We start from the raw sequence: 20,084 nt of genomic DNA on the forward strand, positions 1-20,084 counted from the left end.
AAACTGTCCGGGATTTAGCGGAATCACTGTCCGGGAATTACTGAAAACGGTGTCCGGAGATTACCGGAAACCCTGTCCGGACTTTGCCGAAACCCGCATTTGCGACCTGCCACCAGGTCATGTGTGTGCGTGGATGTCCGTGGAGCAGCACTAGGGGCGGACCAGAACCCCCGTGACGCACACGCAAGGTCCCATTCGACACGGTGATCATCTCAAGCGAAAAGTTCTCAAACACCGTCTCATCCATAAGTTCGTTTTCTGCAAAGCCGCTGTTGGGCCGCATGCGGCTGCTTACCGCTCACGTCCGCTGACGGCCCTACAAATCGAGGAGCGCATAAGCTTTTCCGGTCGGTTTTTCGACGTGAGATGCGACATTGTAAACTGGCGCGCCTCCTGGGGTTTTACCAGAGTACTTTCCGCGATGGGCGTGACCGTGAACGACTGCAGAGACGGGAAATCGGTCGATGGTCTCAGCAAGGCGGGACGATCCGAGAAAGGGATAAATCTCAATTGGCTCGCCCTCCACTGTTTCAACGATGGGAGCATAGTGAAGCACGACCATCGCCCGCTCCGATCGGATCTGGCGAAGGGCGTTTTCGAGCCGCATCGACTCTTCAACGCTTTCGGCCACCATGGCTTTGATTGCGGGCTCGCCGAAAGAGCTTAGCATGAACCGACCAAACCCCCCTGCAAAGCCTTTGACCCCGGCGAAGCCGACGCCATTTAGGTCCACCGCTTGTCCTTCGAGAAGATGCATCCCCGAGCTTTTGATGATCGCCCTGACTTCCTCCACATGGCCACATTCATAGTCGTGATTTCCCAAAACGCCGACCACCGGAATGGAGCAGGATCGCAGATCGGCAACAAGAAGCTCAGCCTCGCGCGGTTTGCCGAGATCCGTAAGATCTCCGGTCAAGACGAGTATGTCGGCCTCCTGAGAGACCTCGCTGAACAACTCCTTATAAGACGGGGAGTCCTGCTCTTTCACATGCAGGTCACCCATCGCGGCTATGCGAACCTTGGCAGAGGTCAAGGTTCTATCGGCTTGGCTCATTTCCGTCACACCGCATCTCCTTGTGCTGTCTCGTCTTTCATATCCCGCAATTCCCCTTCTCCACCCACGTCAGCAAATCCCCATTCTTTGACATCGATTTCGAAGTCGACCCGGCTATACATCCTGCCCCGACAAACCTTCATTTGCGGCAGTGGCATCTTGCGCTGTGCACTCAATCGGTCGAGTAACTCTTCCAGCAACCATTCAGGAACCTTGTCGCGCTCGGTTGGATAAACCCAGCGATAAGGAGAACCTCCCAGTGGACTTCCATGTGACTGAGAAGCCGATGCCAATCAATTTCATCGCTGGCGCGCAGGATCATGTGAACCACGTCGCCGCCGTCGTAGCGATGGCGGACCTGAATGAAGCATTTGGACCATATGAGTTCCGTAGGCGCTATGATCCGGATCTTGTGCCCGTTCATCTCAATCTGACGCGCGTTCTCAAACCATGAATCGCTGATAGGCATCGTGCCGTTTGAAGCTGCGAAGATGACGTCGAAGAAGTGTCGGCCCTTCCGGACCTTGCCTAGCCAACGGTCGTCCTCTACCTCGATCGTGTAGCCCTTGTCCCTGAAGTGAGCGAGGATTCGGGCGTAGTCTCCAGCCTTGCAGAAGATATCAAGATCCTTCGTCTGCCGGGTAATACCGGTATAGGCGCTCATCGCAAAGGTGCCGGCTAAGAGGAACGGGATCGAACAATTGGCAAGTTCCTGAACAGCTTCGGCCACGAACGCCTCCGCATCCGCATCGGCCATTGTCGGCGAGGCCTTCACCTCCATGCCGGGCATGGCCTCAACCGGGTGGGCGGCCGTTTCCGCTGGCGTATTCGCGCCAGCTTGGGGGTCATTGGGATCTGCGTTCATCAAAATCTCCCATCCCGTTCTCTTTGAATGAAACATTCAACAAAACCGGATGTTCCCCTCAATTCGCACGGCAGGGATGCCAAACTCATGCTACGGCCCTCAATGACTTGCAAGTGAAGGCTGCCTGCCCGTGGCCAAAGACATTCGCAGCGTCGGTGAACATCCCCTCCAAGACCTAGAACGCGTGTCTGGTATTGCTTCAGCATTCTGCTGCCAACAATCAATTGCGAACGCACTCGCTGGTTCACTCATCAAACTGAGACAGTTTTTCGTTCGATGGAGGAACTTTGACCCCGCCCCGACGTTCGGCCCTCGTCATCCCTCGAACGCGATCGGAGCTGTGATGCTTACGGGAGAAACCCTCGATCCCTTTCAAGACACCCACGAGGACATCTGTTTAGTTGAAAAGAACGTCTTGAGGGATCGGCCAAGAACAGCGCACCCCGCCCTGGCTGAGAACCGCAGGGGAAGTTTCCTCCAGCACCGCGGCAAAACTGAAGGCCGGGTGGAACTCCTGGTCGAGATCTTTGGCAAGCCGGCGCGCTACAACCTTCTGATCTCAGAGGCGGCACGGTCAAAGCTCGGCGATCGATCGGCCAATCCAAGAGGCTTCCGCAAGAAAACAAGCTAGTTACAACGGGGCCGACACTTCCCTCGGAAACGACCCCTTGCTTCTGATCGCCAGCAACAATCCAAACCCGAGTTTTCCAGGAGCTATCCAATGGCAAAGAAGACGACAAGCGTTCCGTCAGCACAACAAGCGACAATCGCAGAAATACACGATCAAAAACTGCGACGCGGCCAGGGCGGCGAACTTCACCAGATCGCTGAAAACGACACACCCGTCCTTACGACCGCTCAAGGCGGCCCGGTCGCTGACGACCAAAATACGCTGCGGGTCGGCGCACGCGGACCAGCGCTGATCGAAGACTTCCATTTCCGCGAGAAGATTTTCCACTTCGACCATGAACGAATTCCCGAGCGCGTCGTGCACGCCCGCGGCTATGGCGCCCACGGATTTTTTGAAACATACGAATCTCTCGCGGCTTACACTAGAGCAGATCTGTTCCAGCGACCCGGTGAGAAGACGCCCGCCTTTGTTCGCTTTTCAACGGTCGCCGGCAACAAAGGCTCGGCTGACCTCGCGCGTGACGTTCGCGGTTTCGCGGTCAAGCTATACACTCAGGAAGGGAACTGGGACCTCGTTGGCAACAATATTCCAGTGTTCTTCATTCAGGACGCGATCAAGTTTCCTGATGTGATCCATGCTGCCAAGCAGGAGCCGGACAGAGCATTTCCGCAGGCTCAAACCGCACACGATAATTTCTGGGACTTTATTAGCCTAACACCGGAAAGCATGCACATGGTCATGTGGGTCATGTCTGATCGTGCTATCCCGCGCTCATTCCGTTTCATGGAAGGCTTCGGAGTCCATACGTTCCGTTTGATCAATGCCAAGGACGAGTCCACGTTCGTCAAGTTTCACTGGAAACCCAAGCTGGGATTGCAGTCGGTCGCCTGGAACGAAGCCGTCAAGATCAACGGCGCTGATCCGGACTTTCACCGTCGGGATCTTTGGCAATCGATCAAGTCGGGGAATTTTCCCGAATGGGAGCTGAGTGTTCAGCTTTTCGATCAGGAGTTCGCCGACCGCTTCGATTTCGATGTGCTTGATCCGACAAAGATCATTCCGGAGGAGATCCTTCCCGTCAAGGCGATCGGTCGCCTCGTGCTTGATAGAATGCCCGATAACTTCTTCGCGGAAACCGAGCAGGTAGCGTTCATGACGCAGAACGTTCCGCCAGGCATCGACTTCAGTAACGATCCGCTGTTGCAAGGCCGGAACTTCTCCTACCTTGATACGCAGTTGAAGCGACTTGGCAGCACGAACTTCACGCACCTGCCGATCAATGCTCCAAAGTGTCCCTTTGCCCATTTCCAACAGGACGGGCATATGGCCATGCGCAATCCCGTGGGGCGGACGAACTACCAGCCCAATTCTCACGGGGAGGGACCGAGGGAGTCTCCGCTGCGTGGATATCGGCATTTCCCTGCCGAAGAGCAAGGCCAAAAAGTTCGCCTTCGCGCTGAAAGCTTTGCTGACCACTACAGCCAGGCCCGGCAATTCTACATCAGCCAGACCCCGCCGGAGCAGCGGCATATTGCAATGGCGCTGACATTCGAGCTCAGTAAGGTCGAAACACCCGTCATTCGCGAGCGCATGGTGGCTCATCTTCTCAATATCGATGAGACCCTTGCGACCACCGTTGCCGAAAAACTAGGTCTTCAGACCATGCCAAAGCCCGCCGACGCAGCTGTGCCGACCCGCCAGGATCTGCCGCCGTCGCCCGCGTTGAGTATTATAGAACGCGGGCCGAAACGTTTTGAAGGCCGCAAGCTGGGCATTCTTGTATCCGATGGCGTTAACGCCAAGCTCTTGAAGGAACTGACCGGGGCAATCATTGAGGAGAAAGCAACGGTCGAACTGATCGCTCCAAAGGTCGGTGGGGTCACTGCATCCGACGGTACGTGGGTCGAAGCCCACCATATGATCGATGGCGGCCCATCAGTTCTGTTTGATGCTGTCGCCCTTTTGACTTCAGAAGCCGCGATGGATGACTTGCTGAGAGAGGCAACGGTTCGCGATTTTGTCGCCGATGCGTTTCAGCACTGCAAGTTCATCGGCTACGATCAATCTGCTCTCCCTCTGCTGGAAAAAGCGGGCATCGCCGAAGCGGTCGATGAAGGCGTTATTGCCCTTCCTGGCGACGAAGGGCTTCCAAGCTTTGTATCAGAGCTCGGCAAGCTTCGCGTGTGGGGACGTGAGCCATCGATAAAGCTCGGCAAAGCCTCTTCGCCGCCAATCAAATAGGAGCACGCACCGGCACGGCTGTGAAGCCGTGCCGGTTAATGCTCGGTGACCTCCTGCGGTGTTTTGATCGCCGCACCGTTGCTCATGTCTCCATATAATCCTGCGCAACGCCATGCGTTAGGCAAACCCTTCCCAATCACTGCGGCAGGTTCCGGAAGAAGCCACTGGCTAGATTGCGTCGCGGAAAGCGCCGCGAAGGCGACGTTGTCGGCGACGCGACGCCCTTTCAAATCCGGAACATGATAATCATTGCCGTCTCGCTCAATAAGGCGAGACACACGCCTGCCGCGGGCCATAGTAGGGCTGGAACGTGTTGTCGTAGGCCCTGTAGGAGCGGTATCGTCCATAGCACCAACGCGTATGTGCATTTCCGCCGTAATAGACTTGGCGTTGGTAACGCGGCGCATAATAGCGCGGAGCGTAGTAGCTCCGGCCGTAATAGTTGCGTGGATAATAGCCTGGCCGGTAATATCTCGGTCCGTAGTATCCCGACCCGTAGTATCCCGGCCCATAGGGCTGATAATATCGGGGCTGCGCCAGGAGGCCCCCGATAACTGCGCCGGCGGCAAGCCCACCTAGTGCCCAGGCCCACTCATCACCACCATTATTATGGTATCCACCATAGTACCCGCCGCCGCGATATCGTGCGGATTGAACCAATTGCGCTTGCCCCGCGTCGATCTTCGGCGTCGCTATTGTGGGAAACGCCATGGCAGGCGTAATGCCTGTAACTATCATCACCAGCGACAGGGAAACGATTGCAAACCTTTTCATTGGCTTACCCTTCCTTTGCGGCGCAGAGCGTCGAAGTCGGCGCGTCACCCGCAGCCTTTTTTAAGGACGCATAATTTTACACCAAAATCGCTTTTTACAGGCGAAATTCTGCGTAACCGGGGGAGCAGCTTTATTCCAAAGGTTATGTTGAGATGCGCCCTATGCGAAGCCTGGTGTCGTGTCAGCTTCCTGCCTGGTCTGCGATCGTAACATCGCCCCTGCCAGCATTTAAGGCAACGGCCGCCCATGCCTAATCAGGGATTGGACAAATTGCCGTCCGGCTGCATTCTGCTGTCCATCCGCCCGATCACTTCATCATCGCAGGCGACAATTGAGCCCGCCGGAGATCGACGAGGAGCCAGACGCGGGACTGGCCAAATCGCATAGGCTGTTGGGCTCGGGCTCACGACCGGTCAAAACGCTCCAGCATTTTTCTGAGGTGGAGATTCTGCAGATGGAGCTTTTCGGCCAACAGGGTTCTCAGTTGCTGAATTTCGTCGTCCAAATCCGCCACTTCCTCGAAAAATGCTTCCCGGGTTGATAACTGTGCGCCGGGATCCGTGTTCGCTTTCGAAGGGAACTTCCTAACGTTCCCGGTTCCGGACTTCTTAGCGCGCGCTTGAATTTGTGGCGCCTTAGGAGATTGCTTGCTTTTAGGCAACGAGGCTGACTCTTTTGGAGGCAGTTCGCCAATTCGCTGATTTTCAGGCGTAGGTGCCTCTTCAACGGCGGCGTCTGTAGAGACGGCTTGGGCGTTATCATCCTGGTGTTCGGTCAGATCCGAAGATGCAGCCTCCTTGAGTTCATCCGATCCATTCTCACGATCCTGAAATGCACCGGTTGGATCCGTTGAACTCAACTGAGCGCCGCGGACTTGTTGTTCTTGCGTGTCATTTGCTCGACTGGCGGCGTCGTGCTCATTCGAAATCTCGCGTGGTTCTGCCGACCGTCCCCGCGATGTCAGTCGAGCAAATAGGTTCCATGGTGATTTCATCGATCGTCAGCCTCGAGCGATCCGAACTCTCACGTGAGCTCGGTGAATGTCTGTCCTACGAGGAATGTAGGGGCCAAGGTCGATCTCGCAACCGGCCCCTGCTGTCGGTCACGGTCAATCAAGTCCTAACCGCTTGCGCAGTTCCGAATTTTCCGCCCGTAACTTGGTGGCCAGTTCCTTGCGGAGCCTTTTATTCTCTTCTTCAAGCTGGATGAGCTCGGCCATTTCATCGATCGCCGAGACGGACGACGAAGCCTTTGGTCCGTCGAGCTTCGACGTCTTCTTGCTTCCGGTCTTGAGGGCGGAAGTCGTCTTTTCAGCAACTTGCTTTTTGACGGGCGCAAGCTCTGCGACTACGCCCTCGTCGGTGCGCTTCCTGCGCTCTCTCGGCGTCTTCGCAACCGTTGTGGTGCCCGTTGCTTCTGCAGTTGCTTTCGTGCGCCGCGGCGCTCGCTGCTTTTTCGGTACCGGCGTCTTTGCCGGCGCGTCGGTCTCTACAGCTTCGATTGTGGTACCCGTATTGCTTTCATCAGCCATCAGTTTTCTCCCTCTGCAGCCAAGAATCGTTTTCCGCTGAGTGAAACGCGGAGTCAACCATGACGTTGTTGGATTGACAGAAGGAAGATCGTGCGGGAACGAAGGTCTGAATCGAGTCATCGTCATTTCGCCAGCTGCTGGTTGAGCCGAAGTGACGGCGGCGGGCCCAGGAGGATGAATGTGATCGCGAAACCAAACGGGCTGCCCACTGGAACTTTTGGCAACAGAGGCAGTTGGCTTATCGAACAGGTCACTCAGGCGGCCCCGCAAAGTAGCGTCCAGATGAGGCGACGACGATGCATCACGAAAATACCAGAACAGGATTCGGCAAGCGCATTAATGATTGGAACACGCGGTATGACCTAGATGAATTCATCCGAGCTCATGGGCATCAACCGCGAGCAGCACGCGAACTGTTCGAAAAGTTTGGGCCCTACAAAACTGATCTTGATAGCAAGATTGCCGAACTTCGGGCGAACGGAAAAATCGACCGTAATCACTGAACACGGTCAACGGATGTCTGCCTTGTGAATTTGATTAGGCGGCTGCCGGAAATTCGCCGCATAAGCAGTCGCTCTCTGGCCCAGTTCCAGGGGTATTGACCGGATCTGATATTCCAAGCTCGACATCAACGCTGTGCTTACTCCGCCCGATTGGACGCCGCCATGATTTCGGCGAGCTTTTCAATCACCTGAGACGGATCGATTGGCTTGGCTAAAAGCGGAATCTGACCATACCGGCGGGGCAGATCCTCAAGTCCGTATCCTGTCGTGAAGACAAACGGAATGTGGTTGGCGCGCAGCAGGTCGGCGATCGAGAAGCTCAATTCACCCCCAAGGTTCAGGTCCAGTACGGCTCCGTCGAGCTGCGCACCGTTCTCGATGGCGGCCGTAGCCTGGCGAATGCCGGCAAAAGGGCCAACAACAGTCGCCCCTTGCAACTCCAATGCGCACACGAGCTCCATGGCGATCATTGGTTCGTCTTCCACCACCAACACGTGGCCTAACGCCGATGTCATGGCCTTTTTCTCTTCCTATCAATAGCTTAGACCAACATGACCGTCCCATGTTCCGGTGGCGATTAAATATTGCCAAATATAAGCTTCCGTCCTAACTCTAGTCCATAGGGGGACCGCGCATTCGGTCTAAAAGGAGCGGCCCTGTTGACGCGATTAGAGCCCAATTTTCCCGTGGTTGGCATTGGCGCCTCGGCGGGTGGGATTCCGGCGCTGGAGGGATTTTTTAGTGGCCTTCCGGAACGCTGTGGCATGGCGTTCGTCATCGTCACCCATCTCAACCCTGCGCTCGAAAGCCACCTTCATGAGATCATCGCGCGCTTCACTGACATGCAGGTGGTCCTTGCCTCTGGAGACGTCAAAATCCGGCCGGATGTGGTCTACGTCATGCCGCAGAATGTGGTTCTGACGATTGAAAACGGCGTCCTTGCCAGCAAGAAACTTGAAAATCACATCCGTGAACGCAAGCCAATCGATATATTTTTCGGCGCGCTCGCTAAGGATCAGGGAGAATATTCGGTCGGGGTTGTTCTCTCTGGCGGAGACGGCGACGGCACCCTCGGTGTAAAGGCGATCAAGGAATATGGTGGCCTTACGATGGCGCAGATTGCCGACGGCTCTGGTCCCCGCAATCCGGATATGCCGCAAAGCGCAATCTCGATCGGTCTGATCGATCTTGCATTGCCTGCCCAGGAGATGGGCGAAAAGCTCCTGGCTTTCGCACGGAGCTTCGACCTACTCTCGGATCTCGGCGACAATGACGAAGCGAAGAAGGCGAGTGATCTTAAACACGCTCGCAATCAGATCTATGCCATTCTGCGAAAGCAGACTAGCCACGACTTTTCAGGTTATAAGCCGAAGACCTTCCTAAGGCGCGTCAGGCGTCGAATGCAGGTCAGACAATTCGATACGATCGAAGCTTATGTGGGGTGTCTGGAACAGGATCCCGAAGAGGTTTTGCGGCTTTTCAGCGACCTGCTGATCAACGTCACAAACTTTTTCCGCGATGCTGACGCATTCGCGACCCTTGCCAAAACGATCATCCCTCAACTCTTTGCCGGCAAGTCAGCAGCCGATACCGTTCGGGTATGGGTGCCGGGCTGCGCTACCGGCGAGGAGGTTTACTCGATCGCGATCCTGATGCGCGAGTTTATGGAAAATATGGCGAGCGTGCCGCGAGTGCAGATATTCGCCACCGATATCGATGATCACGCACTGCAGATCGCGAGGACCGCGCGCTATCCAGAAGCGCTGCTCGAAGGCGTTTCGGAGGAACGGCGAAAGAAGTTCTTCAGCTCTGAAGGAGCAAGCTATATCGTTGCCGGTAGCGTGCGCGAACTGTGCATCTTCTCACCCCATAGCGTTATCCGCGAGCCGCCTTTTTCGCGAATGGACCTCGTCTCGTGTCGCAACCTTCTCATCTACCTAGGTTCTGAGGTTCAGAACCGTGTCATTCCGACGTTTCACTACGCATTGCGGCCTCAAGGATACCTGTTTCTCGGCACATCCGAGGGTATCGGCCAACATGGAGACCTCTTCACAACGATTGACAAGAAGAACCGCATTTTTCAAGCGCGCGGCCATGCAACGCCCTACCGACCTCAGATACTGGGGCGCGACGAGCAGTACACAATTCCCAACTTGGCAAAACTCGAAGCACGGGGACTTGGCGGTTCGCAGTTGCGGCAAGTGGTGGAAACACACGTGCTTGAGAGCTTCGCCCCGGCCCACGTCGTCGTCAATGCCGACGGTGATGTCGTTTACACCTCCGGCAAGACCGCTAAGTTTCTCGAAGTGCCTCAAGGCAGTCCAAGCCGCCAGCTCCTCAATATGGCTAAGCGGGATCTTCGCCTCGATTTGAGAGCGGCCTTGCGCGAGTGTACGTCGTCGCGAAATCGCGTGATCAAGGATAACCTTCTCGTCGACGCGGATGACGACCGTGTACAGCATGTGACGATTACAGTTGAGCCTTTGAACGGGCGAACGACCGGTGAACCGTTGTTCATCGTTCTCTTCCATTCGGTTGGCCCGTTGCGGGCACGCTCGGGGCCAGGGCGCGTACAGCGCGATGTCGACGGCACCGCCGAACTCGAGCGCGAATTGCGCGAAACTCGCGAGCGTCTCCAGTCGACAATCGAGGAGTACGAGACCGCGCTTGAGGAACTCAAGTCGTCCAACGAGGAGCTCGTTTCCGTCAACGAGGAAGCCCAGTCGTCCAACGAGGAACTGGAGGCCTCGAAGGAAGAGATGCAGTCGCTGAACGAGGAGCTCAATACGATAAACGCCGAACTCAATGGAAAAGTGGAGGAGCTCGACCGGGCGAACAACGACCTTAGGAACCTGTTCGATGCAACCGAGATTGCCACTGTGTTCCTTGATCGAAACCTGGTGATCCGCAATTTTACACCGGCTGCATCCAAGTTCTTCAAGGTGCGGCCGGCGGATGTCGGACGACCGCTCACCGAATTGTCCAGCGAGATCCATTATCCGGACCTGAAAGCCCATATTTCCGAAGTTTTTTCCACCGGTGAAAGTCGCGACAATCATCTTTCGCGCGACAACCAGGGGAGACATTTCCTTGCGCGGCTCATACCCTATCGAGGTGAAAACAACAGGATTGACGGGGTTATTGTCACACTCATCGACGTCACAACTCTTGCGGAAGCCGAAGACCACCAGAAAGTTCTGATCTCGGAACTCAATCACCGGGTCAAGAATATGCTGGCGGTCACGATCAGCATTGCTGCCCAAACGATGGAATCTTCGTCATCACCGGAAGCATTCTACACAGCCTATGTCGGACGGCTGAAAGCCATGTCTCGCGCATACGCCCTGCTGTCGCGCGACAACTGGAAAGATGTATCCATCCTGGAGCTCGTCTCTCAAGAGCTCTCGCCCTTTGGCGGCGACCGGGTCACCCTGGACGGACGGGACATCAAACTCGATCCTCAGCGCGGGCTTGCCTTGGGAATGGTCATCCACGAACTCGCGACGAATGCTGCCAAATATGGAGCGCTTACCAGTTCCGATGGCCGCGTGCTCGTTCACTGGAAAGCCGATGACAACCTTCTCACTTTGAAATGGATGGAGCGGAGAGGTCCCTCCATAACTGCACCCCCCAAGGACGGCTTTGGAATGAAGTTATTGCGGGGAGAAATCGGTTACCGGCTTGGAGGCGAGGTCGAAACAAAGTTCGAGCCCGAGGGTTTGACTGTTTTTCTGTCATTTCCCTTAAACTGAATGGTCAGCAAGCGTACCGCTCGCGCCTTTCCAGTCCGGCGAAGTAGGGGCCCGGCAGGCCGCGCACGCTGTCCGTGTGAACGGGCGGGCTTCGTCGAGCCCATCATGAAGTCTCACATAGCTAAATCGCCCCTTGAATCCTGTGCCCCGTAAACGGTGTGTCGGCGTAGCCTTGCTGGGCACGGCAACTATGCGCCATTAAGAGGCATTGTGTTGTGCGACCTAACGTTATTTTCGCGGTCTATGCCGGAAAGCATCGACGAACGCCGAGAAGGCTGGCGAGTGATTTCGACGGCTCGGTAGCAAGTCCTCGATAACCGGCGCGTGGCGCATGACGTCGTTGCAGGTCAGCGACGCGAGCGGCGATCGGACAGAAATCCCCTATTCCGGCCAGGTTATCTCCTCCACTGGCGGAACGCTCTCCGTCCAGGCGATGAATCCGGACGCCTGCAGCGCAACCGACGCCCTACACGGCAAATGGCTACGAGGCCTATTATGGCCCGGTTGAAGTCGACGAGGCCAAAGAGACATTCGCCATCACCGTGGAATCGTCCCTCGTCCGCAATCTCATTGGCCAGCGCATGGAACGCAAGGTTCAAGGTTGACGCCGACCAACTGACGATCACGCCCGCTGATCCCAAGGAAGGCTGGCGCGTCACCTACGAGCGGCTCTGAACGCAAAATTCGGAACCTCCGGCGGTAGTTGCGGTTTGATAGTCATGATTTCGTTCCGGTTCAATTCGATGACCCATTGGTTACGCATTGTCAGCCTCGTTCTTGCATCTTTGGCCTTGGTGCCAGCGGGTGCGCACTTGTTTTCTCTCGCCAGCAAGATGCGCCTGTCGGGCGAAGATTATCTTGCTGCGCAACGCGCATACGATGGATGGAACCTCTTCGCGTTCATTGTCGTTGGCGCGATAGCTGCGCTCCTCTGGCTTTCGATGGCTCTCTATCGAGCGGGGGAACCGGCGATCCCCGCCATAGCCGCTCTTGCGTGCATTGTTGCTACGCAAGCCATATTCTGGACTTTTACCTTCCCGGCAAATCAGGCGACCGACAACTGGACTCTGCTTCCAGAAAACTGGACGCAGTTGCGCCGTGGATGGGAATATTCTCATGCAATCAGCGCGGTGTTTAATTTTTTTGCGGTGTGCCTTTTGGCCATCGGGAACGCAAAATAGGGTCAAGTCTGACGCGTAAGGTTGGAGCGCCTAGCATTATTTTGCGAAGGAGCCTGAATATGGCAAAGAAGAAGAAATGGTCGCAAAAGGTGACCGAAAACAGTGACGCACTGGACCTCAAGGAAGGAATTTTCAATCAACGGAGCGCCAAAAAAATAGCGGACTCGCTCAAGGAGTCGGCAGAGAGAAGCAACAGACGCAAATCAAGCCCGTTGCGTTCGGCCATGTCCATGCTGACCTTCTATATCAATCGCGCTGGCATCCTGCTTTCCAAAGGGCGCCGCCAGACCCTCGAAAAGGCAAAGGACGAATTGCGCAAGGATTTTGGCAAGGCACCGAAACATGGCAAATGAGTTGAGGATCAGACAACCGGAAACGCTTTTCTTAACGCCAAGCGACTGGGTACCCAATCATCCCTCTCTGCCCGTACTCTTCTACCGCAACATCCTCGCACCCGCGCCAACGGACTGCGCTCCTGTTTTCGAACGGCTTTTCTCCGACGCGGGATGGCAGGGGCTCTGGCGCAATGGAATTTTCTCCTACCAGCACTATCATGTCAGGGCACATGAGGTGCTCGGCATCGCTAAAGGCACGGCCGAGATTTTGATCGGTGGACCGGGCGGCTCCGTTCTTCATGTCAGCGCTGGGGATTGCTTGGTTCTGCCTTCCGGCACTGGGCACATGTGCAACTCTGCCAGTGACGATTTCCTTGTCGTCGGCGCCTATCCTGCCGGCCAGCATGCCGATATCGAAACGGCTGCCGCAACGCCAGGCGATTTGAAAATCATCGCCACATTGCCCATTCCCCAAAGTGACCCGATCTACGGTCCGGGCGGCCCGCTGCGTGCCCTGTGGGGTGATCTGTAAAAGCGGCTTCGGTGGCCAAGATGCCGACGGCAACACCTGATGCTGCCTTTTCGTCCAGTGACAAATGCCGGGCTGCGGTTTGGCTGGATGTCGTGCCCAGGGCACTGGAGACGCCGGGACGTAGCCCGCCGCTGCATTCGAGCTCAAGCAGCGATGCAACTGATGAAACCATACCCACGCCATTGTTTGCAGAAACTGCGCTCCATACGCCGGTTCACGAGAAGCGTTCCGTGCTCGGAACATTTCGCCATCGCCATTGTTGGAGGAACACACCCGAAAAGCCGCGAGGAAACCGATGCTTGTACGTGAAATGATGAATAGCCATCCTGATGTACACGGGCGTTCGGCAGACGCGCTGATGCGCTGCATAGAGGATTGCTACAGCTGCGCTCAAGTTTGCGCGAGTTGCGCAGACGCCTGCCTTGGCGAGACGAACGTCGGTGAACTCGTTCAGTGCATTAGGCTCAATCTCGACTGCGCCGACATCTGCATTGCAACCGGGTCGGTTGCCACCCGCAGGACCGGCACCAACATGGATGTCGCCCACAATCTCGTTTCGACCTGTGCTGATGCCTGTCGGGCGTGCGCTGCGGAATGCGCGAAGCATGTTGAGATGCACGAGCATTGCCAAATTTGCGCCCGCGCGTGCGAAGCTTGCGCGCAAAGCTGCGGCGAAGCTCTCCCTCTGTTTCACTGAACGTGTCAGCCGCCCCTACGCACCCAGCCGGGTCGCTCTCGTCCTCGCGCTAGGTCTCACACAGGAGAACACAATGTCTGATTATCCCAAGCCTCCCTTTCCCGCCCAAAAACAGCCGATGCCTGGCCTCACGAGAAAGATGAATCCGGTTCCCGACCACGGGGAACAGTCATACAAGGGGTCGGGACGTCTCGCCGGCAAGATGGCCGTAATCACCGGGGCAGACAGCGGTATTGGACGCGCGGTGGCGATAGCATTTGCTCGTGAAGGTGCTGACATTCTGATCTCCTACCTCGAAGAAGACGAGGACGCCCGGGAGACAGCACAGCATGTCGAGGAGGCCGGCCGAAAGGCCGTTCTCGTCAAAGGCGACATTCAATCGGCCGACCACTGCCGGAACATCATCGACCGTGCCATCACCGATCTCGGCGGTATCGATATCCTTGTCAATAACGCCGCTCATCAGTCGACGTTTAAGGAGATAGGCGACATCCCCGACGAAGAATGGGAGCTGACTTTCAGGGTCAACATCCATGCAATGTTCTATCTATCCAAGGCAGCCGTCAAACACATGAAGGACGGTGCCGCGATCATCAACACCGCATCGGTTAACTCGGACATGCCTAATCCAACGCTGCTTGCCTACGCCACAACGAAGGGGGCAATTCAGAATTTTACCGCCGGACTTGCCCAAATGCTCGCCGAAAAGGGAATCCGTGTGAACGCGGTGGCACCCGGTCCGATCTGGACTCCGCTCATTCCATCGACCATGCCCGAGGAAGCCGTCTCAAGTTTCGGTAAGCAGGTTCCGATGAAACGCCCGGGGCAACCGGCCGAACTCGCCACCGCTTACGTCATGTTGGCCGATCCGCTCTCAAGCTATGTATCGGGCACCATGATCGGGGTGACCGGTGGCAAGCCGATCCTGTGAATAACTACACCGCAGATAAGGGAAGGAAATCTGGATATCGCAATGCAGTCAATTGCACCATCAATCGAAATCCGCTGACGGCAACGGCGAGCAAATAGGCGATTTTGCTCGGCACCTATTTTGATCCGAGCCGAGACGGCCCATGCCTTGCCTCGGCACTCAGTCTGGAGCGGCATTGCTCCTACTGTGTCACCTGTTTTTCTCGGAACATTGTCGGGCCGAGCGGGTTCGAAGGGCACAAACCCGATCGATTAAACCTTACGGAGAGACCAAGCCAGCTCCTGATATCGGCAAGACTCCGTTTATTCGTCCTCATGAGATCCCTGAGGATCAGAATGCGAAGTAATCAACCGGAAAATCGATTGGAAATGTCAGCGGAGTCGCCCGAATAGAAAGACCGCGAAGGTAAGGAGATTGGAAATGGTGTCGCGCGATCTGATTGGAGAACCGATGGAGGCCAAGGCAGTTGGTGCCATCATCGACGAATTGGAAAGGCAAGCGATGCAGCAGCCGCAAAAACTCACGGTTGTGCGCAAGGGCGACGGTGTCGACGTGCGGGGAGAGATCGACGTGGATGCTCTGGTCATGGTCGTTGTCGGATGTATGGCCGGAGGGCCGTAGCGAGCGAAGCTCGCTGATCTAATCCGAACTTTCGAACGCCACTCTCGGTAGTACTGGAACATTGCATCTTTGCGATAGTTGGGGTCGTGACCTACGTCGGTAACTAAAGGAGAGGGAAATGCCCAAGGGCGATAAGGCTGAACCCGCACCTAAGGACAAAAAACACGGAAACATGGTGGAAATCGCAGCAGGGCGGCGAAAGACGCTGGGAAAAGCGAGAAAAGCAGTCAAGCAGCAGGCAAGGATCCCCATCGTGGCGAGAGATAGCAGACGAGCCCCAAAGGGACAGCCTTGGTTTCCGTAATCCAACGCTGGGGCACCTCCGGTCGGTGCAGCCCAGCGAGGATCTTACGATGTTTGATTTTGACTACGCTCGGCAAATGATGGTCGATCGGCAATTGGCCAGGCGCGGCATCGATGACGCACGCGTACTCCAGGCAATGCAGGCGGTGCCGCGCGAAGACTTCATCGACGAGGGCTTCGAGGAATTCGCTTACGAGGATGTGCCGCTGCCGATCGGTGAAGGCCAGACGATTTCGCAACCCTATATAGTCGCCCGCATGGCCGAAGCTGCCAGACTGAAACCCGCGGACAATGTGTTGGAAGTTGGCGCCGGTTCCGGTTACGCAGCGGCCGTCCTCAGCCACATCGTGAGCCAAGTTTCGGCACTCGAACGGCATGCCTCGCTCGCAAAAAAAGCGGCCGATCGGATCTCTCGATTGGGCCGAGGAAACGTGCAAGTTCGCACCGGCGATGGCACGAGGGGATGGCCGGAAAAAGCCCCGTTCGATGCGATCCTTGTGTCGGCCGGTGGTCCGGCGGCACCGGTCGCACTCAAGGAACAACTGGAAATCGGGGGACGGCTGATTATTCCAATTGGGCGCCGAGAGCGATCGCAGCGATTGCTACGCATTACCCGACTTGCGAACAATCGATATAAGGAAGAAGACCTCGGTGGCGTCATGTTCGTGCCGCTGATCGGCGAACAAGGATGGAGTGAGCATCAGAGACAGGCGAGCGTACATCTGCGCAAGCATCTGCCCGATCTGATTGCCACTGCGGGAGAGGATCTCCCCAATATCGATGAACCGGGATTTGCTGATGTCTTGGAACGGTTCGCTGACCGGCGCGTGGTGCTCCTTGGCGAAGCAAGCCATGGCACCTCGGAATTCTATGCAGCGCGTTCGGCTATTACGAAAAGGCTTATCGAACAGCACGGCTTTACAATGATCGCAGTGGAAGCAGACTGGCCTGACGCTGCGGCGATCAACCGTTTCGTTCGTGGGCAGGAACAGGGGGATGCAGCGCCACCCTTCCTCCGCTTCCCGCGGTGGATGTGGCGGAACGCGGAGGTCGACAGCTTCGTCACCTGGCTGCGATCCCACAATGCCCACAAGCCTGCTGGCGAGCAGGCCGGTTTCTACGGACTGGACCTCTACAATATGGCCGGTTCGATCGCTGCCGTGCTTTCCTATCTCGATGAAGTCGACCCGGGGGCTGCTGCCGTGGCTCGTGAGCGATACGGTTGCCTGACGCCATGGCAGAATGCGCCCGATAGCTATGGCAGAGCCGTGCTGACCACTGGCTACCGCGATTGCGAGGACGAGGTGGTACGACAGTGCCGGGAGCTTCTGGGGTCGGAATTGAACAGATCGGGATCAGACGACCAGGCCCTGTTCGACGCCACGCAAAACGCCCGCCTCGTCGCATCTGCGGAAAAGTACTATCGCATCATGTACTATGGTGGTGCGCGCGCCTGGAACCTGCGCGACCGGCACATGTTCGAAACGCTCGACAACTTGCTGGGCCAGGATAGCGGCACTGACCGCAAAGTGGTCGTCTGGGCCCATAATTCCCACATCGGTGACGCCCGGCACACTGACATGGGCAAGACCAGAGGCGAGCTCAATCTTGGTCAATTGTGTCGCGAGAAATACGGTCCTGAAGCAGCGCTGATCGGTTTCGGTACCCACCACGGCACGGTTGCCGCCGCGACGGACTGGGATGGTAACATGGAGATAAAAACGGTTCGGCCGTCGCACGAGGATAGCTTCGAATATTGCTTCCATCTGTCGGGCAGAGATCGGGCTCTTATCGACTTTAGCAGACATCCAGAGGCTGCGGACGCCTTGTCCGTCGAGCGGTTGGAGCGCTTTATTGGCGTAATCTATCGGCCAGAGAGCGAATTGCTAAGCCACTACACCTATGCAGTGCTTTCAAAACAGTTTGACGCTTATGTCTGGTTCGATCAGACCAGTGCCGTAAGGCCTCTGGCGGAAGAAGGAGCGACAGGCCGGGTGCCCGACACCTTCCCCTTTGGACTTTGAAGCGCCCGCCGCATCGCCATTCCCTGGGGGTCTCGGTCGGGCTCCTCGCCTCTTGAATTTGAGTGCAGGTCGTTCGGGGAACTCTGCCTCTCTTTGAGATCCGTCAACCCGTCAGGTAGGGCTATTGTTAGGAAGGAAGGGGCTTTGGACCCGATCTCAATTCATGTTCCGTCAGCGAGCCGCAACGCCACGCGCACCAGCGTCACGAAAGACCTCCTCGGCTTTGATGAGTTCTTCATTCGTAACATCAGCCGATACCTCGATCTCGCCATGAAGTGGGGCATCCGTCCGATTTTCGGTGCCGTGGGCACGATCGCCGCCTGATGGCGAGATCCCGGTGGTGTTGTCCTTTGCGGATGCCTGAACGAAGATATTGGCGCGCTCGACACCGCATTTCTGGACAAGATGTTCAATCGCGCGGTCTGCAGCCTCCCGGGTCTCGAATTTTGCCGAAATTGTTTTCACGCTATCGTCCGCCATAAACTGTCTCCTCATCAAGCTCGAGATTACGCCAGGAAGAGACGGGTCTATCCTCTCTTCTCCCTTGCGAAATTGCGGCGTTCCACGTCACCAACAACACGCCAACGGGCCTCGCGGTTCCGTTTAAGGGCCGCTGGCAAGCACTTTAGCCAACTTCGAGACAATGGCGCGCGCTCAGTCGACACCGCTGACCAGCTCGGCCCGGTCGACAAGCAGATCGCCTTCAATTGTTGCAGGGTGCCCTCGCTCCCGGCGTTTCCGGCATGGTTTAGGATGTTCAGAATGAGCGATGCCGGCCACCACAGCGAATGGCCGAACACAACTTCGATTCCCGATTCGATCAGCTACTCGATCAGCACCTCCGCCGCATTGACGAAGGTCGATGTGACGGTGGAGCAAAAGACCGAAATCACTCAGATTATCAAAGAAGAGAAGGTCGATCCGGTTGACGTCGACGTCGACCTTTCGGTGGGCGTGATCGTGCCGCAGACTGTCAAGGTAAAGCTGAAGCAACTACCGCCACGCATCGTCGAGATCGTGCCGGGATACGAGGGCTATCTATTCTTCGTTCTCGCAGATGGACGAATTGTTATTGTTGAACCGTCAACGCTTAAGATCGTTGTTATTTTGGCCTAGGACGCCTTAAGGGCGGGTGCGCGCCCGAGGTTGCAAGGCGGCCTGCAATGCCTTCGGCCATTTCTCAAACGTGCGCCGGTAGACGTCCATTCAATTTAGAATGCCCAGTCGCCTGCGGCCGGCACTCTCTTGGCAAGCAGCGCAAGCCAGGGCTCGACACGTCAGGCATGGGATCGAGAGACAGGCGGGGTTGATCTGGGTCCCGGGTTGGCGGGGTCGCCCGCTTATCACAACGTCGGTCACTGCGTTAAAGAGTCACCGGGACCTTGACGCGATTTTTGCGATTAAGCAGCCGTCACCTGTTGCGAAACAGCCGACGTCGAGACTACGGCCATGCAACATGAACACACCAGACAACAGCACCGGCGCTGGCGGGCGCCTTTCACGACATGCGGCTTGTCAAAACCTCGATCGAGGAAGAAAGCGCGTCTGGGAAACAGCCGGTCATTATAGATACGCTCGGAAAACTGCTGGATGACGGCTATCAGTTTAATCTCTGGTGCTTGGACTGCAGCCGCGGCGGGATCAGCTCGATCGAGCCGTTTGTGAAGAAGCTCGGGCGCGACCATCCGATCTATATCAGAGGCCACGCTAAGTGTGCCAAGTGCGGCCGCAAGAATGTCGAGGTGCGGATACAGGCGCCGGCTGGTGGCGTGCGCCCGGTTCAGGGATGACGCCGANAGAGGCCACGCTAAGTGTGCCAAGTGCGGCCGCAAGAATGTCGAGGTGCGGATACAGGCGCCGGCTGGTGGCGTGCGCCCGGTTCAGGGATGACGCCGGTCGGCGCCAGAGATAATCGCCGTGGCGCTACTCGGTGCCAAGCATCGAGGGGTGCTCTCCGCCACCGCTCGAAGCGCCTGTCTACCCACAGATCTGCGAGTTGTGATGCCAGATTGTCTTGTTCCATATAGGCCCGAGTTTCAGAAGCGGAGTGCGTATACATGGCCAAGATGAACGAAACCTCGATGGCGCTTTCCCTGCAAATTGGTGAGC

The 20,084-nt window shown here is 56.5% G+C and carries 18 protein-coding genes and 3 pseudogenes; 12 read left to right on the forward strand and 9 right to left on the reverse strand.

The window, feature by feature from the left end:
• Positions 1-100 precede the first annotated feature (100 nt).
• The 3 genes and pseudogenes from ASD52_RS40020 to ASD52_RS16835 all read right to left on the reverse strand — a co-directional run.
• A pseudogene (locus ASD52_RS40020) lies at positions 101-235 on the reverse strand (alpha/beta hydrolase); the annotation flags it as partial.
• Positions 236-316: 81 nt separating this feature from the next.
• Entirely contained in the window at positions 317-1,054 is a 738-nt protein-coding gene (locus tag ASD52_RS16830; RefSeq protein ID WP_057224964.1) for a metallophosphoesterase, read from the reverse strand.
• Positions 1,055-1,059: 5 nt separating this feature from the next.
• Positions 1,060-1,835: pseudogene (locus tag ASD52_RS16835) on the reverse strand (nucleotidyltransferase family protein).
• Positions 1,836-2,049: 214 nt separating this feature from the next.
• Between ASD52_RS16835 and ASD52_RS38455 the strand changes: the two are divergent.
• Together ASD52_RS38455 and catE are read left to right on the forward strand one after the other, a co-directional pair.
• Positions 2,050-2,550 carry a hypothetical protein gene (locus tag ASD52_RS38455; RefSeq protein WP_156612978.1) on the forward strand — a complete coding sequence of 167 codons (501 nt, stop codon included), beginning with the start codon at positions 2,050-2,052 and terminating at the stop codon, positions 2,548-2,550.
• A 90-nt stretch (positions 2,551-2,640) separates the two neighbouring features.
• Entirely contained in the window at positions 2,641-4,791 is a 2,151-nt protein-coding gene (gene catE, locus ASD52_RS16840) for a catalase C (protein WP_057224834.1), read from the forward strand.
• Between the two features lie 261 nt (positions 4,792-5,052).
• Here the strand turns inward: catE and ASD52_RS37330 are convergent, their stop codons facing one another.
• From ASD52_RS37330 to ASD52_RS16850, 3 genes are all read right to left on the reverse strand, one after another.
• A complete protein-coding gene (locus tag ASD52_RS37330) occupies positions 5,053-5,565 on the reverse strand; it encodes a BA14K family protein (RefSeq protein ID WP_082571822.1) in 513 nt (170 codons plus the stop codon).
• A 403-nt stretch (positions 5,566-5,968) separates the two neighbouring features.
• A complete protein-coding gene (locus ASD52_RS38460; RefSeq protein ID WP_156612979.1) occupies positions 5,969-6,559 on the reverse strand; it encodes a hypothetical protein in 591 nt (196 codons plus the stop codon).
• Between the two features lie 114 nt (positions 6,560-6,673).
• Positions 6,674-7,096 (reverse strand): hypothetical protein, encoded by a 423-nt coding sequence (locus ASD52_RS16850; RefSeq protein ID WP_057224838.1) that lies wholly within the window; start codon positions 7,094-7,096, stop codon positions 6,674-6,676.
• 296 nt (positions 7,097-7,392) lie between these two features.
• Between ASD52_RS16850 and ASD52_RS38465 the strand changes: the two genes are divergently transcribed.
• Positions 7,393-7,599, forward strand: a complete 207-nt coding sequence (locus tag ASD52_RS38465) for a hypothetical protein (RefSeq protein ID WP_156612980.1) — start codon at positions 7,393-7,395, stop codon at positions 7,597-7,599.
• 137 nt (positions 7,600-7,736) lie between these two features.
• Here ASD52_RS38465 and ASD52_RS16855 read toward each other — a convergent pair whose 3' ends face one another.
• A complete protein-coding gene (locus ASD52_RS16855; protein WP_057224840.1) occupies positions 7,737-8,114 on the reverse strand; it encodes a response regulator in 378 nt (125 codons plus the stop codon).
• A gap of 144 nt (positions 8,115-8,258) precedes the next feature.
• Here ASD52_RS16855 and ASD52_RS16860 point away from each other — a divergent pair, with 144 nt between their 5' ends.
• From ASD52_RS16860 to ASD52_RS16900, 8 genes are all read left to right on the forward strand, one after another.
• Positions 8,259-11,351: a CheR family methyltransferase gene (locus tag ASD52_RS16860; protein WP_057224842.1), complete on the forward strand. Its 3,093-nt coding sequence runs from the start codon at positions 8,259-8,261 to the stop codon at positions 11,349-11,351.
• A 719-nt stretch (positions 11,352-12,070) separates the two neighbouring features.
• The gene (locus tag ASD52_RS16865) at positions 12,071-12,532 is read left to right on the forward strand and encodes a hypothetical protein (protein ID WP_244497473.1); all 462 of its coding nucleotides are present in this window, start codon (positions 12,071-12,073) and stop codon (positions 12,530-12,532) included.
• A 59-nt stretch (positions 12,533-12,591) separates the two neighbouring features.
• A complete protein-coding gene (locus tag ASD52_RS16870) occupies positions 12,592-12,885 on the forward strand; it encodes a DUF3175 domain-containing protein (RefSeq protein ID WP_057224843.1) in 294 nt (97 codons plus the stop codon).
• Entirely contained in the window at positions 12,875-13,399 is a 525-nt protein-coding gene (locus tag ASD52_RS16875; RefSeq protein WP_057224845.1) for a cupin domain-containing protein, read from the forward strand. The genes ASD52_RS16870 and ASD52_RS16875 overlap by 11 nt, the downstream gene beginning before the upstream one ends.
• 532 nt (positions 13,400-13,931) lie before the next feature.
• Positions 13,932-14,096 (forward strand): four-helix bundle copper-binding protein, encoded by a 165-nt coding sequence (locus ASD52_RS40755; protein ID WP_309239244.1) that lies wholly within the window; start codon positions 13,932-13,934, stop codon positions 14,094-14,096.
• A 73-nt stretch (positions 14,097-14,169) separates the two neighbouring features.
• Positions 14,170-15,027 (forward strand): glucose 1-dehydrogenase, encoded by an 858-nt coding sequence (locus ASD52_RS16885; RefSeq protein ID WP_057224849.1) that lies wholly within the window; start codon positions 14,170-14,172, stop codon positions 15,025-15,027.
• 420 nt (positions 15,028-15,447) lie between these two features.
• Positions 15,448-15,648: a hypothetical protein gene (locus ASD52_RS16890; protein WP_057224851.1), complete on the forward strand. Its 201-nt coding sequence runs from the start codon at positions 15,448-15,450 to the stop codon at positions 15,646-15,648.
• 353 nt (positions 15,649-16,001) lie between these two features.
• Positions 16,002-17,975 (forward strand): protein-L-isoaspartate(D-aspartate) O-methyltransferase, encoded by a 1,974-nt coding sequence (locus ASD52_RS16900; RefSeq protein WP_057224854.1) that lies wholly within the window; start codon positions 16,002-16,004, stop codon positions 17,973-17,975.
• A gap of 171 nt (positions 17,976-18,146) precedes the next feature.
• Here ASD52_RS16900 and ASD52_RS16905 read toward each other — a convergent pair whose 3' ends face one another.
• Complete coding sequence (locus tag ASD52_RS16905) at positions 18,147-18,455, reverse strand: hypothetical protein (RefSeq protein WP_057224856.1); 309 nt, start codon at positions 18,453-18,455, stop codon at positions 18,147-18,149.
• 378 nt (positions 18,456-18,833) lie between these two features.
• Here ASD52_RS16905 and ASD52_RS16910 point away from each other — a divergent pair.
• Positions 18,834-19,091 (forward strand): annotated as a pseudogene (locus tag ASD52_RS16910) (DUF1236 domain-containing protein); the annotation flags it as partial.
• A 284-nt stretch (positions 19,092-19,375) separates the two neighbouring features.
• On the opposite strand, the gene ASD52_RS39560 reads toward ASD52_RS16910, so the two are convergent.
• Positions 19,376-19,771 (reverse strand): hypothetical protein (locus ASD52_RS39560; protein ID WP_210179272.1); only part of this gene is annotated, 396 nt, incomplete at its 5' end.
• Positions 19,772-20,084: the final 313 nt, after the last annotated feature.

This window comes from Ensifer sp. Root142 (genome assembly GCF_001426785.1).
GTDB classification, from domain to species: domain Bacteria; phylum Pseudomonadota; class Alphaproteobacteria; order Rhizobiales; family Rhizobiaceae; genus Ensifer; species Ensifer canadensis.